14 protein-coding genes are annotated in these 16,940 nt (G+C 42.4%); 7 read left to right on the top strand and 7 right to left on the bottom strand.

The window, feature by feature from the left end; genetic code table 11:
- The first annotated feature begins 12 nt into the window (after window positions 1-12).
- The 7 genes from SD427_RS07030 (at window position 13) to SD427_RS07000 (ending at window position 7,294) form a co-directional block, all read left to right on the top strand.
- Window positions 13-921 (top strand): universal stress protein, encoded by a 909-nt coding sequence (locus SD427_RS07030; protein ID WP_320560564.1) that lies wholly within the window; start codon window positions 13-15, stop codon window positions 919-921.
- A 363-nt stretch (window positions 922-1,284) separates the two neighbouring features.
- Window positions 1,285-2,382 (top strand): glycosyltransferase family 1 protein, encoded by a 1,098-nt coding sequence (locus SD427_RS07025; RefSeq protein WP_320560563.1) that lies wholly within the window; start codon window positions 1,285-1,287, stop codon window positions 2,380-2,382.
- A complete protein-coding gene (glf, locus tag SD427_RS07020; RefSeq protein WP_320560562.1) occupies window positions 2,375-3,481 on the top strand; it encodes a UDP-galactopyranose mutase in 1,107 nt (368 codons plus the stop codon). Before SD427_RS07025 ends, glf begins: the two co-directional genes overlap by 8 nt.
- Window positions 3,462-4,655 (top strand): hypothetical protein, encoded by a 1,194-nt coding sequence (locus tag SD427_RS07015; protein WP_320560561.1) that lies wholly within the window; start codon window positions 3,462-3,464, stop codon window positions 4,653-4,655. The genes glf and SD427_RS07015 overlap by 20 nt, the downstream gene beginning before the upstream one ends.
- 749 nt (window positions 4,656-5,404) lie before the next feature.
- The gene (locus tag SD427_RS07010; protein WP_320560560.1) at window positions 5,405-5,992 is read left to right on the top strand and encodes a hypothetical protein; all 588 of its coding nucleotides are present in this window, start codon (window positions 5,405-5,407) and stop codon (window positions 5,990-5,992) included.
- Window positions 5,993-6,075: 83 nt separating this feature from the next.
- Window positions 6,076-6,795 carry an ABC transporter ATP-binding protein gene (locus tag SD427_RS07005; protein ID WP_320560559.1) on the top strand — a complete coding sequence of 240 codons (720 nt, stop codon included), beginning with the start codon at window positions 6,076-6,078 and terminating at the stop codon, window positions 6,793-6,795.
- A 49-nt stretch (window positions 6,796-6,844) separates the two neighbouring features.
- On the top strand, window positions 6,845-7,294 hold the full coding sequence (locus SD427_RS07000; protein WP_320560558.1) for a hypothetical protein: 450 nt from the start codon (window positions 6,845-6,847) through the stop codon (window positions 7,292-7,294).
- Between the two features lie 96 nt (window positions 7,295-7,390).
- On the opposite strand, the gene SD427_RS06995 is transcribed toward SD427_RS07000, so the two are convergent.
- The 7 genes from SD427_RS06995 to SD427_RS06965 all read right to left on the bottom strand — a co-directional run bounded on the left by SD427_RS06995 (window position 7,391) and on the right by SD427_RS06965 (window position 16,914).
- Window positions 7,391-8,200: a patatin-like phospholipase family protein gene (locus tag SD427_RS06995; protein WP_320560557.1), complete on the bottom strand. Its 810-nt coding sequence runs from the start codon at window positions 8,198-8,200 to the stop codon at window positions 7,391-7,393.
- Window positions 8,201-8,317: 117 nt separating this feature from the next.
- Complete coding sequence (locus tag SD427_RS06990) at window positions 8,318-8,905, bottom strand: hypothetical protein (protein ID WP_320560556.1); 588 nt, start codon at window positions 8,903-8,905, stop codon at window positions 8,318-8,320.
- Between the two features lie 76 nt (window positions 8,906-8,981).
- The gene (locus tag SD427_RS06985; RefSeq protein WP_320560555.1) at window positions 8,982-9,596 is read right to left on the bottom strand and encodes a PH domain-containing protein; all 615 of its coding nucleotides are present in this window, start codon (window positions 9,594-9,596) and stop codon (window positions 8,982-8,984) included.
- Window positions 9,597-9,637: 41 nt separating this feature from the next.
- The gene (gene lpdA / locus SD427_RS06980) at window positions 9,638-11,026 is read right to left on the bottom strand and encodes a dihydrolipoyl dehydrogenase (RefSeq protein ID WP_320560554.1); all 1,389 of its coding nucleotides are present in this window, start codon (window positions 11,024-11,026) and stop codon (window positions 9,638-9,640) included.
- Between the two features lie 357 nt (window positions 11,027-11,383).
- The gene (locus SD427_RS06975) at window positions 11,384-12,700 is read right to left on the bottom strand and encodes a sorbosone dehydrogenase family protein (RefSeq protein WP_320560553.1); all 1,317 of its coding nucleotides are present in this window, start codon (window positions 12,698-12,700) and stop codon (window positions 11,384-11,386) included.
- Window positions 12,701-12,814: 114 nt separating this feature from the next.
- Window positions 12,815-15,472 (bottom strand): glycoside hydrolase family 3 N-terminal domain-containing protein, encoded by a 2,658-nt coding sequence (locus SD427_RS06970; protein WP_320560552.1) that lies wholly within the window; start codon window positions 15,470-15,472, stop codon window positions 12,815-12,817.
- Entirely contained in the window at window positions 15,472-16,914 is a 1,443-nt protein-coding gene (locus tag SD427_RS06965) for an alpha-L-fucosidase (RefSeq protein WP_320560551.1), read from the bottom strand. Before SD427_RS06965 ends, SD427_RS06970 begins: the two co-directional genes overlap by 1 nt.
- Between the last annotated feature and the right edge of the window lie 26 nt (window positions 16,915-16,940).

Genomic DNA, 16,940 nt, shown 5'->3' with positions numbered 1-16,940 from the left:
TATATTTGAAAGATGAGAACTGAAATTAAAACAATACTGGTAACGGTAGATTTTACTGAGAAATCTGACAATGCGGTTACGATGGCGGTCCACATGGCAGGAAGGCATAAGGCACGAATCATCCTGTTCCATAATTTCATCAATTATTACATTATTGACAGAACCGGCAAACAGGCAGTTGGTACAGAAAAAGTAAAAGAAGGCCTTGAGCTGGCAGAGCGCGGGCTCCGTGAAATCAAGCTTGCCGTCCAGGAACAGAACCGTTCGCTGCGTGTAGATACCATCATCGGGAGCAACAGCCTGGTCAGCAGCATCAATGAATGTATCACTTCTGAGAAAGTGGATCTGGTGCTTACCGGAACTTCGGGCAGGCAGAGCATAAAAGAACTTTTTCTGGGATCCGCATCATATGAAATCCTTACCGGGACAAACAGCTCAGTTCTTCTGGTTCCGGAAAAATGCCGCACTTACGACTTTGGAAAAATCCTGGTCCCTGTACGGGTGATTGAAAACCTTCAGGAAAAATTAATGGTCTCTCAGAATATTGCCAAAAAAAACAATGCAGAAATCAGCCTTCTCGGAATCTGCAGCGAAGAAGATGCTAATGTGATAAAAGAAGCCTATAATTCAATCTGGAGCGCACTGGCAAAGGATACGGTAAAATATTCCACCTCATTTATACTGACCAACGAAAAGGCTGTCAAGATCTCACAGTTTTCAAAAATAGACCATGCAGATATCATCATTCTTAATTACCATGATGAAAACAGCTGGAAATCTTTATTTTCAGAGAACTTTTTTAAGCAGATCATCAATCATACCGATGTTCCCCTGTTCTTTTTAAAGAAGACAACGGAGGCACAGAAAGCAATGCCGGATGAAAGCGCAGGTTTTGATATTGCACTTCCTTCTCCCGGATAATCGGCAGGCAGATGTACATGAGGCATAATTATAATACTAAAGTACCGCATACCACTCACTTTGCAGGCTTTTTACTTATCACTTTCGGAATCTGATCTGTCAGTCTGTTAAAAAGCCCGCAGAATAATATCAGTTTCTGAGTTTAATCTGCAAATTTTTACATATTTAGAAAGAACAGCTGTATATAACCAATAATTTAAATATATTTTATGATCTTGTGCATAAAATAACTGCTTTTTATATAATAGTTTTACAAAACAGTTCAGATTACACCACCATATTCGCGGCATCCTTTCACAATTCCTGTGCAAAGCAGGCCGGGAATTTCTAACCGTTCTGAACTGCAATAATACCACTTATTATATGCAGAATATTTTATGTTTCAGCCATTTACACTGGAATTTCGTGTATCAGCGACCGCAACATTTGCTCAGTCGTTTTGCCAGACAGTACCATGTCTATTATTTTGAAGAACCGCGTTACGGATCAGATGCCTATGAAATCGTCCAACAGGACGGTATTTCAATTGTTTCCCTGTTTATTGATGACCGGGATGCCGACCGCAATGAAAGATTGAAAAAACTGGTCGACCGATTTATTGCAGAACGGAACATCAAGGAATTTGTCTGCTGGTACTATACCCCGATGGCACTGGAATATACGGCTCATCTTGTACCCCAGGTAACCCTTTATGATTCTATGGACGAGCTTTCAGCTTTCCGTTTTGCGCCGCCTCAGCTGCTGCCGCTGGAAAATGAACTCTTCAAAAGAGCAGATGTGGTCTTTACAGGCGGGCATACGTTGTATCAGGCTAAGAAAGACCGCCATCACAACATCCATCCTTTTCCCAGCAGTATTGACAAGGAACATTTTCAGGCAGCACGGCATAATCAGAATGAGCCTGCGGATCAGAAAGAGATCCCACACCCGAGGTTTGGGTTCTACGGCGTTATCGATGAACGTTTTGATATCGAAATGTTAAGGGAAGTTTCGGAAAGGAAACCCGACTGGCATTTTGTAATCATAGGCCCTGTGGTAAAAATTAATCCGGATGACCTTCCGAGAGCAGAAAACATCCATTACCTGGGCCCGAAGAAATATGAAGAACTCCCTTATTACATCAGCCACTGGGATATTGCGCTTGTCCTGTTTGCCCTGAATGAATCCACTGAGTTCATCAGCCCTACCAAGACTCCCGAGTACCTTGCTGCAGGCCTTCCGGTTATTTCCACGCCGATAAAAGATGTGGTGAAGCCTTACGGTGAAGAAAACCTGGTGTACATTGCCAGTGATGCAGACAGCTTTATCATGTACGGTGAGGAGGAACTTGCCAAAAAATCTAAAAAGGAATGGCTGATGAAAGTCGATGAATTTCTGGCCGATGATTCCTGGGACAACACTTTTGAGAAAATGAATCTATTAATTAACAACGTAAAAAAAAGCAACGGTATTTATGTATGATTTCCTGATTGTCGGCTGCGGCTTTGCCGGATCAGTCCTGGCAGAACGACTGGCGAACGCCGGAAAAAAAGTATTAATTGTAGACAAGCGTGACCATATTGCCGGAAATGCTTATGACTATTATAACAACGAGGGAATCCTGATCCATAAATACGGCCCGCATATTTTCCACACCAATTCTGAAGAAGTATTTTCCTATCTTAACCGTTTTACAGACTGGCGCCCTTATGAGCACCGCGTACTGGGCAGCGTAGACGGGCAGCTGGTACCGATTCCCATTAACCTGACCACCATCAATACATTATACGGAAAAAACCTGACCTCTGATGAGGTTGTGGGCTTTCTGGCATCGAAAGCCGAACAGCGGAAGCCTGTGCTTACTTCTGAAGACGTAGTGCTGAATGCGGTAGGAAAAGAGCTGTATGAAAAATTCTTTCGCGGCTATACCAAAAAACAGTGGGACCTTGATCCTTCTGAACTGGATGCTTCGGTTACGGCAAGGGTTCCTACCAGGACCAATAAAGATGACCGGTATTTTACGGATACCTTTCAGGCGATGCCGAAAAACGGTTATACCGATATGTTCAAAAAGATGCTTTCACATGAAAACATCCATATCATGCTGAATACCAATTACAGGGATATTGTTGATATTATTCCGCATAAAAAGCTCATTTACACAGGCCCTATCGATACGTATTTCGATTACCGGTACGGAAAGCTGCCTTACCGTTCAATCGATTTTCATTTTGAAACGCTGGATACTGAAAATTACCAGCAGACCGGAACCGTTAATTATCCTACCTCCAACCTGTATACGAGAATTACCGAATTTAAGCACCTTACAGGACAGGTTCATCATAAAACAGCTATTGTCTATGAATATCCGAAGGCTGAAGGCGATCCTTACTACCCGATTCCGCGGAAAGAAAACCAGGATGTGTATAACCAGTATAAAAAGCTGGCGGAAGAAACTCCCGATGTTTACTTCACCGGCCGCCTAGGGACGTATAAATATTATAATATGGACCAGGTAGTTGCGCAGTCGCTGGCTTTATTCAAAAAGATGACAAAAGAAGATGACGGAACCCAATACTAAGTACAGGAATCCTGAAAAAAATTTCCGGTCATTCATCATGGCCGGATTTGAATGTGCCGACCACCAGAATGCATTCGGGGAGCGCGTTGACCTTACTGACCTGACAGGCCATGACCGTTTTATTGACGAAGATTATAAAGGGCTCCGCGATATCGGCATCAGTACGGTACGCGAAGGCATCCGCTGGAGCCAGGTGGAAAAAACCCCTTTTCAGTATGACTGGAGCCAGGTGGAAGAGATGATCACCTGTGCACAAAGAAATGGCATTGAGGTTATCTGGGACATCTGTCATTTCGGGTTTCCGGACGACCTTACGCCTTTACATCCCATGTTTGCCCGAAGGTTCTCACATCTGTGCAGGGCCTTCGTGCAGAAATACAGAAGCCTCTGCCCTGATGGCGAACTGGTGGTTACGCCCATTAATGAAGTCAGCTTTTTATCATGGCTGGGCGGCGATGTAAGAGGAACAAGCCCTTATTGCATACATCAGGGATGGGAAGTGAAATATATGCTGATGAAAGCTTATATCGAAGGGATTGAAATGATGAAAGAGATTGATCCCGAAGTACGGATCATGAGCACAGAACCCCTGATCCACATCGTCTCCCCTGATCTTTCAGATGCTGCGCTTGTTCTGCATGCCCATGAAAAACATCAGGAGCAGTTTCAGGTACTGGATATCCTCAGCGGGAAGATGTGCCCTGAACTCAGGGGAAAACCTGAATACCTTGATATCATCGGCGTCAACTTCTATTTTGATAATCAGTGGACGGTTACCGACCACCGGTATATCCCCTGGAATGAAATGCCGGCAAGCCCTTTCTGGAAAAGCCTTCATACGCTTGTAGACGAAGTATTCACCAGGTACGGAAGGCCTGTTGTGATTTCGGAAACCAGCATGGCAGGAGAAAACAGGTACGCATGGCTGAAGATGATCAGCGAAGAATGCATGTCTATTCTAAAAAGCGGTATTCCGCTGCTGGGATGCTGCATCTATCCGATTATTGACCGCCCGGACTGGGATTTCCCGCTCAACTGGCATCACAGTGGGGTTTGGGACATACATAATCCTGAAACCCTGGAAAGGGAGATTCATCACGAAAGCCTTGCAGCAATCCGGGAATTCCAGGAAAAGCTGGACGGTTCGACGGTAGATCTTCTGGAAGGGATCTAAGATCCTGTTTTAAATTCCAGCACTGAAACATAATAAAATTTTTAAAACTTATTCTGGTTTGTCCCGCTGATTCTTAGATTCAGCAGCGCTGGGTGCCGATGCGATGTAAATACGCAGGCTGCTTAAGATCACACCGGCTGCGATCCCTTTTATCGTAGGCCAGGCAGGAGGGATTTTCACCTGATGGTTAAATGAAGACCTAGACCGTTGTTCATAAAAACCTATGTTATTACCAGAATCTGAGGCAATTATTTTATAAAATAAATTCAGACGGGTTCTAAAGATTATCCAGCATTAAGATTCAGATTTATTATTCCCCTGATCCGTTTTTCAGGGGAATATTCATTCAGCATACCATAAGAACCTTTTTACTGCCTGCTGTTGATTCGGGGAACGGATCCATCATTTGAATATGAATTAATTTTTTTACATAAAATTAATATTCATTACACATTAGTTTTTTTCAATGTTAAAATAAATATTAACTCTTGATTCTTAACTGATTAGTGAAAATACGTGGTATCATTTTAAATGAATTTACAAAGCATACGCAAATTATAATCAGCATATAAAACTGATTATCAGAGTATTAATATAATTCAAATAATGATGAATAAAATTAGAGATATTTGATTTTAATAATCTGTAAACAAAAAAAATTATTACTTTTGCTTAAGTAATAAAAAATTGTTTTTTATATTTTTATTTTGTTAATTAGATCATCAGACATAAAACATTAAAACCACCTTATGAGAAAAATAATTCTACTCTTCACATGTTTATTCGGAATTTCGGCTTTCTCACAGATTAAAGTGCTGAAAAACGTTACACTGGTAGAAATCGGTAAAGACAATTCTGTAGGTTTATATAAGAAAGAAGATAAATTTACCATCAATTACCAGGATTTAAATACGGCCAATCTGAATACTTTCCGTTCCTTTTCATTTCAGAACCTGAACAGGGATGTATCAGGCCTGTATGAAATAATCACCAACGGGTTTATCGATACACCCGAGGGAAATATCGTCCTGGAGCTTCCCAATGACATCGTAGAGCTCCACTTTGATAAAAACTTCGGACAGCCTACGGTTCAGTTCATCCAGTACATCAATAAGAACAGGAAATATGTAGGGAAATCCCAGGTGCTGAACAAAAAACAGATCGATAAGATCTTCGGAAAGCTAAGCGGAAAATCATCTCTCTATGACAAAGCCGCCGGAATGGTTCCTGTTAACCCTGTAAACACAGCTTCAGCTTCAAGTGCGGCATCGCTCAACAGCAATAACAGCAGCAAAAGCAACACAACGGGCAGTAAAAACAGAAAGCCCAGAAAATAATTGCTATTTTCACCATATTAATACAGCTCATTCCCCGGAATGAGCTTTTTTATTTTTATTTTTGCAAAAAGCCATTGTACATTATGTCTCTTCAGATAAATCAATTAACCAAGAAATTCGGTGAACAGACCGCCCTTAACAAGATCAGCATTTCTATTGACAACAATGAGATCATCGGCCTTCTGGGCCCGAACGGCGCGGGAAAGTCAACCCTTATGAAATCTATTGTCGGTGCATTGAAAATTGATGAAGGCGAAATCATCTTTAACGGGAAAAATATCACGGAACATGAAATCGAAACGAAGAAAAAGATCGGTTTCCTGCCAGAAAACAATCCGCTGTACCTGGAAATGTATGTCAAAGAATACCTGCAGTTTGTAGCGAATATCCATAAAATCCCGGAATCCCGGGTGGATGAAGTAATTGAGCTTGTAGGCATTACACCTGAAAAAAGAAAAAAGATCGGACAGCTTTCCAAAGGGTACAAGCAAAGGATAGGCCTTGCCCAGGCCATTATCCACCAGCCGGATTTACTGATCCTGGATGAACCGACCAACGGCCTTGACCCTAACCAGATCATCGAAATCCGGAACGTGGTTAAGGAAATAGGACAGCAGAAAACCGTACTGCTTTCCACCCACATTATGCAGGAAGTGGAAGCACTCTGTTCACGCGTAATCCTGATCCATAAAGGGAATATTCTCCAGGACTGTGCCGTGGATGAATTTAAAGGCAAATTCGGGAGCTTGGAAGAAGCTTTTGCCCACTATACACAGACCGAAACTGCTGCAGCCCATCTTTAATGGCTTTAAATTTGATGGTTGTAAGCATCAACAAAAAGCAATGATCAACATGATTAAAAAGATTTTATTCGGGGCACTCTGTATCGCTCAGTTTTCTTTGGTTTATGCCCATAACCATAATGGCAACCTGCCTCACGGTGCGACGGGCGGCAGTAGCAGTACCGCACTTTACCAGCAGGTACCGAAATCCGTTATTATCAAAACGAAAAAATTTAAGATTAAAATAGACCGCCAGCCTAATGGGAAGTATCTTTACCAATCCTGGGCGGCTAACGGGAAAGTTACTTCAAAACCGAACATGATCATCAGCGACGGGGAAATGATTCCGGACGGTACCGGCGGAAATTATTATTTTGAATTCAGCAATAACGGCTATACCTATCAGATCTGGAGAAACTATCTAACCGATTCGGCAAAAAAAGCACCATACACACTGAATGTAGATGATCAGAATGGGAAAAATATTGTCAACCAAGATGGATATGTGGTAAAATATTAATCAAAATCAGAACTCTCACTTTGCGGTGGGAGTTTTTTTAGCTGTTTTGTCTAATATAAATGTAGAGACCATCAGATCAGATCAATTTAGATCAATTCAGACTGTTTTTTGCGGTGCAGATTTCTGTGCTCCCTGAAAACAGCTTCCGTTAAAGCTTTCCCGGGCAGCCTGGTATCCGATATTATAGATTTTTTCCAACCGGTCTTTTCTTCTTTCAAAAGTTCCGTAGCTCGACAGTTCCTGGGATGAAATAAACCAGTCGCAATAGTTGAACTTAATTTTCTCCACCCGGTAGGAAAGCAGGTCATAGGAACGGGAGACAATGGCTTTAATGGATTTCAGGTCATCAATCTTAATATTGTGGGGCGGAGATACAAAAACACCGATCATCCTGTTACAATCTTCCCTGATGATATCGGCAGGAAAGTTATTCAGGACGCCGCCGTCACAGTACATCTCACCGTTGATGATATAGGGTGTGGTAATTCCGGGAATGGAACACGAAGCAATAACGGCATCTACTACTTTGAAATCCGGGTCAAATATTTTTTCGGTCCCGGTGACCAGTTCCGTGGCCACAATCCGTACTTCCATGTCCAGATCTCCCAGTTTCATATCCCCGAAAACGGGATGGAGGTAATTCCTGAAAATAACGGATGAAACCAGTCCAGGCTTATTGAAAGCAAAATGTTTCCAGTTGAAAAAATAAATGGAATTAAAAAATTCCAGGATTTCTTCCGGCGTTTTCCCCACAGCATGGAGGCAGCCTACAATAGAACCTGCGCTGCAGCAGGAAAGAATATCTACCTCAATATCTTTTTCCCTGAGAAACTTTAAAACGCCTGCATGGGCAATGCCTTTGGTACCGCCTCCGGATAAAACAAGCCCGGTTTTTTCTGAATTCATGAAATAAAATTAAGAAAACAGAAAGGAAAAAGCAGGATTAATTTTTCAATTGTATTGATTTTAAAATTATTTTAATAAAAATTCCGAAAAAAAACAAACATACCTATGGCTTATAAATTACTTCTTATCCAGTCTGGAATCATATAATCGTAAAATTTCAATATAATCCTGATCTGTTTTTACCGATTTCAGCTTTTCTTTTAAATCAGGATAGGCACTGATTATTTTTCCCAATTTTCCTTTCATATCGTTAAAAAAGCCTGAGTATAAAATATTTTTTTCTTTATCAACAAGATATCCTTTAATCTCAAGCTGCATACGGAGCGTTGGATTATAATAATCCTTGTACCAGTTTATATTTTTTCCTTCATACATAATTTCGATTAATCCTTTCTCTTGTGGCAGCCGTTCTGAAGAAGAAAAATATTCATGTTTTATATTATTTTCATCTGTTATTTTAATGTATTCAACATCAGCAGGTTCTACCCAGGTTTCATGTCCACTTTCATCTTTCATTTTCATTTTAAACAGAACTGTTGCAAAGTAATATTTTTTGTTTGTAAATCTGCCCACATTTCTCACCTGCGCTTTTATTGTATCATTTGAATTCTTCAGAACATATTCAGCCGGAAAAAAGCCCTTCATTCCCTGAGAAAACATTAAATTAAAGCAAAAGAGGACCAGTAAAAAAATTAGTTTTTTCATAAGTAACTATTTAAAAAAAGCCCAGATAAAATCTGAGCTTTAATTATAACTATACTATTCAATTAGAAGTTAGATTCTAGTTATTGATGTACTTTTCAAAGACTTTGGAAAAATCCTTTTGGGTATACCTGTCGAAACTGTTGGTATTCCATGCGAAAATATATTCGGTGATGGCCTTCAGTTCCTGGCTTTTGGAAACATTTTCCTGTTTACCGGATGCTACAGTTGCTACGGCTTTCACCAGACTGTCATTTGAAAAACCCAGTAAAGACTGATTATGGTGCACCACCTGCTGAATCGCTAAAAGTGCTTTGTATAAGTCTTTCAGCTGATCGATCTGGCCTTTTGCCACACTGATCATTAAAGGGATATTTCCGATATTAAAAGAAATTTCAACATCAAGGTCAATGGTTCCCGCCGTCTGTAAAACAATGTTTGAAAAAGGAAACTCATAATATTCATATCGTTTCAGCACTCTTTTTCTGTCCAGAGCGCTTGCGCCGTCGATGTGGATCAAAGCCCTGTTGGTAAAACAGTACTCGTCCCTTTTGGATTTGATCAGGAAGAAAATTTTCTCATTGTCTTCGGATAAGATGTAATCGTCCGAGTCTACCTTATCATAATCCTGGGATGGGATAATCTTACCGATGTCCCCTAAGCCTAATGCTTCTGCCGCTAATTTCTTAAACATACCTTTATTGAGTTATTAGTTGGTTATGGTATTTTTATTTATTAAATGTGGATCACTTCACCGTAAGCCGCTGCCGCTGCTTCCATAATAGCTTCAGAAACCGTTGGGTGCGGGTGGATGGATTTGATTATCTCATGGCCTGTGGTCTCAAGTTTTCTTGCGACTACCGCTTCCGCCACCATGTCCGTAACACCGTCACCGATCATATGGCAGCCTAACCATTCCCCGTATTTAGCATCGAAAATAACTTTGATGAAACCGTCTGTATTTCCGTTGGCCGTTGCTTTTCCGCTGGCAGAAAGAGGGAACTTCCCTACTTTGATTTCGTAACCTTTTTCCTTAGCCTGCTTTTCAGTAAGGCCTACAGAAGCTACTTCAGGGTGGCAGTATGTACATCCCGGTATATTGCCGTAATCGATTTTTTCAACATGCATTCCTTTGATTTTCTCTACGCAGGTAATCCCTTCGGCAGAAGCAACGTGTGCCAAAGCCTGAGTCGGTATCAGATCTCCGATCGCATAGTAACCCGGTACTGAAGTTTCATACCATTCGTTTACCAGCACTCTTCCTTTATCCGTCTGGATGCCCACTTCTTCAAGGCCGATGTTCTCGATATTGGCCGCAATCCCTACTGCAGACAATAAGATATCCGCTTCAAGCATGATGTTCCCTTTGGCAGTTTTTACAGTTGCCTTAACCCCTTCCCCGCTGGTATCAACGCTTTCAACAGAAGCATTCGTCATGATTTCGATACCGGTTTTCTTCAGGGATTTCTCCAGGTGCTTGGAAATTTCTTCGTCTTCTACAGGAACGATGTTCGGCATGAATTCAACTACCGTTACTTTTGTTCCCATGGTGTTATAAAAATCGGCAAACTCTACCCCAATGGCACCTGAACCTACGACGATCATAGATTTCGGCTGCTCAGGTAAAGACAGTGCCTGTCTGTATCCTATTACCTTTTTACCGTCCTGCGGCAGGTTCGGCAGTTCTCTTGAACGCGCTCCCGTAGCGATAATGATATGTGTACCTGAATATTCGGTTACTTTACCTTCTTTATCGGTTACGGAAACTTTTTTCCCTTTCTGAACTTTGGCCGTTCCCAGGATTACATCGATTTTGTTTTTTTTCATCAGGAATTCAATTCCCTTGCTCATTTTATTGGCTACCCCACGGCTTCTCTGGATGACATTCGGGAACTCGAATCCGGCTTCCACTTTATTCAGTCCGTAATCTTCAGCATGGTTGATGTAATGAAATACCTGAGCAGACTTCAACAAAGCTTTGGTAGGAATACAACCCCAGTTCAGGCAGATCCCTCCTAAGTTTTCTTTCTCGATAATAGCAGTTTTAAAACCCAGCTGTGCTGCTCTGATCGCTGTAACATATCCTCCAGGACCACTTCCGATGACAATAATATCGTAGTTCATTAGTATAAAATTTTATGCGAATTTAAGGAAAAAATATTGGATAACCATGATTCAGTGAAGGGATTGAATAAAGCTTTTCTGCCAGCATTTGTGGAGCCGCCGGATATAAAGGTGGAAAGTTGTTAACGGCTTCTGCCTGAAGATTTATGATATTTAATAAGGGCAGTCCGAAACCCTTTCATTGGCTTTAATTTTTTTAATAAACCTGTGTGCTGAAACAGTCTGTTCGGTGTTCAGAGTGTATACTGTCAATAACGATCCGGAACATCTGATACTTCTGTCTTAATTTACCCGAGCCTGAAGCAAAAAAGAGAACGCTTACGCATTCTCTTTTTTAAGATTTAATGATTTTAAGATTTACTTTTTCTTTGTATAAGCTACTCTCCAGACAATTCCGCTTACGTCATCGGCTACCAACAGTGAACCGTCTGCGATCTGTAATACTCCTACAGGCCTTCCGTAGACGTCTCCTTTTGCTTCATTCGCGATAAACCCGGTTAAAAAAGGCTCGTACGAACCTGATGCTTTTCCGTTGGCAAAAGGTACAAAAGCAACTTGATATCCTACCAGTGAAGAACGGTTCCATGAACCGTGCTGCCCGATGAACGCCCCGTTTTTATATTTTTCCGGAAACTGGTTCCCTGTGTAGAAAGACAGGCCTAAGGATGCGGTATGTGATCCAAGAGGAACATCCGGAACTATTGTTTTGGCTACCAGATCCGGTTTTTCACCTTTCCTTCTCGGGTCTTCATTTTTTCCGAAATAGGCATACGGCCAGCCGTAAAATGCATTCTGCTTAACGCTCGTCAGATAATCAGGAACCAATTCGTCGCCCAATTCATCTCTTTCATTTACAACCGTCCAGAGTTCTCCTGTAGACGGGTTCCAGCTCATCCCGACAGGATTCCTAAGTCCTGCTGCATAGATTTTCTCTCCGCTTCCGTCAGGGTTTACTTCCAGAATATTGGCCCGTCTTACCTCGTATTCCATTCCGTTTTCCCCTACATTGCTTCCTGATCCTACGGAGATATAGATTTTCGACTGGTCTTTATTGGCAATCAAATTCCTCGTCCAGTGGTTGTTGTATCCACCGGCGGGAAGACTCACAATTTTCTTTCCGGGCTTTGTGATTTTGGTTTCGCCTTCCTGATAGGGGTAAACCCAAAGCCCGTCTGTATTGGCAACATAAAATTTATCTTTGATGATCAGCATTCCGTACGGCTGGTTCAGATTATCCAGAAAAACAGAAGAAGATTCCGGTATTCCGTCTTTGTTGGCATCCCGGTAAAGGATAATCCGGTTGGCAGATTTACCGCCGACCTCAGCATCGCTTTTGCCGCTGATATCGTTTTTAATTTTTTCCGTTTTTGTACGCTCAGAGTTTGAAAGCACCACGAAAACATCACCGTTTGCAGCCTGGATCATATTTCTCGGGCTTTTGATACCTTCCGCAAAACGGGTCACGGTAAAGCCTTCAGGAGCTGTCGGAGCTTTTCCGGCAGGCCATCCAATGACATTGCTGAACTTGTTTTTTGCATTTTTCTCATCGGGTGCCGGTAATTTCAGGGTATCTGTCTTGGTAACGACCTGATCTATTCCCGGGGCGTTTTGATTTTTATTTTCCTTACAGCTGAAAAAAAGCAGCGTGGCTGCCGATAGGATATATTTTTTCATAAGTTAAATAATATGGTATGGTATGTTAAAAATATTTTGCTTCAGAAGTTGCAAAAACCGTTCCCTAAAAAGAGAACGGTTCCTGTATTCAGCTGGTAAAATTGTATTTAAAGCTTATTTAATTTCAATATTCTGCTTCAACGGTAAATTTTTGGATGAATTTCCTACCATAATCCGGTAGGCTCCTTTTTCAATTACCCAGTTCATTTCCGAATCAAGAAACTGCAGTTCTTTCACCGGGACTTCAATAATCACCTGCCTGGTTTCGCCCGGCTGCAGATGTACTTTCCTGAAACCTTTCAGTTCCAAAACCGGTCTTGACACCGAAGCCAGAAGGTCTTTTACATACAGCTGCACCACTTCGCTCCCTGCTTTTGAACCTGTATTTTTAACGTTTACTTTTGCAGTAATGGTTTCATTTCCGGTATACTCTGTTTTATTGAGCTGCAGATCCGAGATTTCAAACGTTGTATAGCTTAATCCGAAACCGAACGGATACAAAGGTTCACCGCTCAGGTCGTAATAATCATTTCCCCTTCCGGTAGGATGATGGTTATAGGTAAGTGGCAGCTGCCCTTCCTCAACCGGGAATGTAACCGGCAGTTTACCGGATGGGTTTTCTGCTCCGAACAGCATTTTGGCAACGGCATTCCCGCCTTCTTCACCGGGATACCAGATCTCCAGAATGGCTCCGACCTTATCTTTCCAGTTGGTGGTTTTTATGGCAGATCCGCCTACCAGAACAACCGTTACCGGCTTATTTAATTTGGAAACCTCATGAATAAATTCTTCCTGATTTCCGGGAAGGCTCAGCGAAGAGCGGTCCTGGAATTCCCCTTCATGGATTCCGGCGGCCACAATGATATAATCTGCCTGGCCGGCCAGCTGTAAGGCCTGCGTAAAATCTTTCCGGTAATCATGCAGCCCGTAGTTCCAGATCAGTTCTATGTTGGCTTCGCCCCTGTTTTCACGGAACTCAACCGCGATATCGTATTTCCGGCCTTTTACAAAATCCATATCAGCTGTTTTTGTAGAATAGCTCAGCTTTTCCCAGTTATCAATCATCATTTTTCCGTTAACATAGAGCCTGAAACCGTCATTTCCGCGCAACCCAAGCGAATATTTCCCGGAATCCGGAGCTTCAAGCTTCCCCGTCCAGCGTACACTGTAATTATCCGGCTGCAGTTTTTCAGGATCCGGGGAATATAAAGTCCATTTGAAACTGATCTGCCCGTCCTGTTTTTCAAGTACAGGATTTCCTTTTAAATCAGAATTGGAAAAATAATGTCCTTTTAATCCTTTCCGATTTTCTGATGACAGAAATCCTGCAGGAACAGTAACAAATTTCTGTAGGTTCCAGTCGATTCCTTTTGCATAGGTAATCTCAATTTTTTTATTTTTAACGTAATTTTTGATGCCGTCCAGGATACTTACTTTTTTGTTTCCCGGCCCGGAATAGCCTCCCAATCTTGCGTCGGCAGCGTCAGTACCGATTACCAGAATCTTTTTCACTCTTTCAGGAACCGGCAGTGTCCGGTTGTTGTTCTGAAGCAGGACAAAGGATTCAGTTGCCGCTTTTTCGGCCAGCGGTTTGTGGTTGATTTGTTTTAATGCTGCAACATCGGCATCGGAAACGTAAGGATTTTCAAATAACCCCAATTCAAATTTCGCCCTTAAAACCCTAGCTGCTGCATCATCCATCCGTTCTTTGGAAATCCTGCCGTCCAGGAACGGAGGCATAAATAATTTGTAATGCTGGTATTCGGTCTGGAAAATAACATCCAGTCCCGCATTGATAGCCTGGGCAGAAGCATCGTCATAATCCTTTGCCGTAAAATGCAGCACATTGGCACCGCCTACCGCACTGGCATCACTGATCACAAATCCTTTGAAATCCCATTTCTTCTTAAGTTTTTCGGTCAGCAGCCAGTGATTTGCCGTTGAGGGCCTTCCGTCCAGCAGGTTATATGAAGTCATGACAGATCTGCTCTTCCCTTCTTTAAACGCTTTTTTAAAAGGGATTAAATGGGTTTCTTCGAGATACCTTTGGCTCCAGTGAATAGGGTAAGAATCCCGGCCGCCTTCGCCCACATTGGCTAAAAAATGTTTCGGTGTGGTGATAATGCCCTGTTTTTCAAAAGAACTGACAAAACTCACGCCCATTACCGACGTCAGAAAAGGGTCTTCACCATACGTTTCCTCTGTCCTTCCCCACCGGACGTCGCTTGCAAGGTTGACAACCGGCGTAAGAATCTGACGGATCCCTCTTAATTTAGATTCCCTGGCAATCGCCCCTGAAATTTCCTTCATCAGTTCAGGATTGAAGGTTGCCGATAAACCGATTGCCTGCGGAAAAGCGGTAGCTCCTTCGCGCATCAGCCCGTGCAGTGCTTCATCAAAAGGGATAATCGGGATGCCCAGCCTGGATTCTTCCACAAAATATTTCTGGATCGTATTGATTTTCTTGGCCAGCCTTTCCGCATCTTCATTGGCATTATAGGTCAAGAGCTGCCCGGCCGCACCGCCTCCCCGGTTTCCCGCGCTCACCTGCAATCCGAAGATTCCGTGGGCATACTGCCCTTTGGGAACGTTATCCAGATCTCCGGGGATCATAAAACACTGCCAGAATTTCTCTTCGGGGGTCATCCGTCGAAGCAGGTCCTGAACCCTTACTTCCACAGGCTGTTTCGCGTCTTTGTATAATGGTTTCTGGGCTTGGGTAAAAACGGAACTCAACAATGAAATCCCGATGTATATACTGTTTAATTTCATTATTGTGTCAGCTGGATTACGGTTGAATATTTTAGACTGGATCTTTCTTCAGGAATTTTTATTTCAATTGACTTTCCGGATTTCTTCCATTGAACTTTACCCGGAATTCCTAAAACTTTTACGGACCGGGGTTCAAAATGTTCAGGAACAGTGAATGTTAATATTGCAGGAGAACGGTAATCTGCTCTATCATCCAGATGAAAGACATTGACCGTTTTTTGATCTTTGCTTTGGGTATAGTAAAAATCCCCTTCATGATACGGAGCCAGGCTTCTTGTGGCAAAAACCGCAGAACCGTTCTTCTCCATCCATCCTGAAATTTCTTTTAATCTTTCATACACTACCGGATCATAATCACCGTTGGGACCGGGCGCGATGTTCATCAGGTAATTCCCGCCTCTTGAAATGATTTTGATTAGGGTTTCAATGATTTTCTGGGAAGATTTATAACGGTCATTGGGGACATATGAAAATGAATCACCCATGGTGATGCAGCTTTCCCACGGGATAGAAAGCGCATGCTCCGGAACGGCCTGTTCTGGGGTTACATAATTTTCCCATTTTCCGGGAACGGTCCTGTCTACCACAATAATGCCAGGCTGGTTCTTACGGGCCATCACCCCGATTTTATTCATATCGATATCCTGCTCCACCTTGATGGTTCTCTGCCATTCCACATTCGGGTCAATGGTATGGAAAGGCCGCACCCAGCCGCCGTCCAGCCAAAGGATATCTATTTTTCCGTAATGGGAAGTGATTTCATTAAGCTGGTTAAAGGTGAACTTTTTAAAATTTCCCCATCGTTCAGGGTATTTTTTCGGATCATAATTAACATTGCGATCTTTCGGCGGGAAATACGGCCACCAGTAGTCTTCAGAATGCCAGTCGGGTTTTGAAAAATAGGCACCGATCTTAAATCCTTCTTTTCTGAAGGTACTGAAGATTTCTTTTGTAACATCTGCTTTAGGATTTTTGGAAAAAGGGGTTTTGGGCGATGTGATTTTATAATCGGATTCCTGGGTGTCAAACATCGCAAAACCGTCGTGGTGTTTTGTGGTAAACACCACATATTTCATTCCCGCTTTTTTCGTTGCGTCCGCCCATTTTTGCGGATCAAACTGTGTAGGATTGAACGTTGTCTGCAGGTTTTCGTAGTTTGCCACATAGTCATTGTACGATTTCCCATGTTCAGGCCTGCGCTGCGTCCAGGATTCATCTTCCGGACACAAGCTCCAGCTTTCCACGATCCCCCACTGGCTGTAGGTTCCCCAATGCATGAACAGCCCGAATTTCAGGTCCTGCCATTCTTCAAGATTCTTCATGACCAGAGGGTCATCCGGCTTTTGGTAACCTTCGGAAACGTTGTGCGCCTGTGAAAACAGAGCAGAGGACAGAAATAAGGATGAGAGAAACAGGGTTTTCGTTTTTTGATGGATCGGCATCTATTTTTAGTTTGCGCTAATTTAAT

Origin of the sequence: Chryseobacterium sp. JJR-5R (assembly GCF_034047335.1) — a bacterium.
GTDB lineage: Bacteria > Bacteroidota > Bacteroidia > Flavobacteriales > Weeksellaceae > Chryseobacterium.
This window is presented reverse-complemented; position numbering and strand designations above follow the sequence as displayed.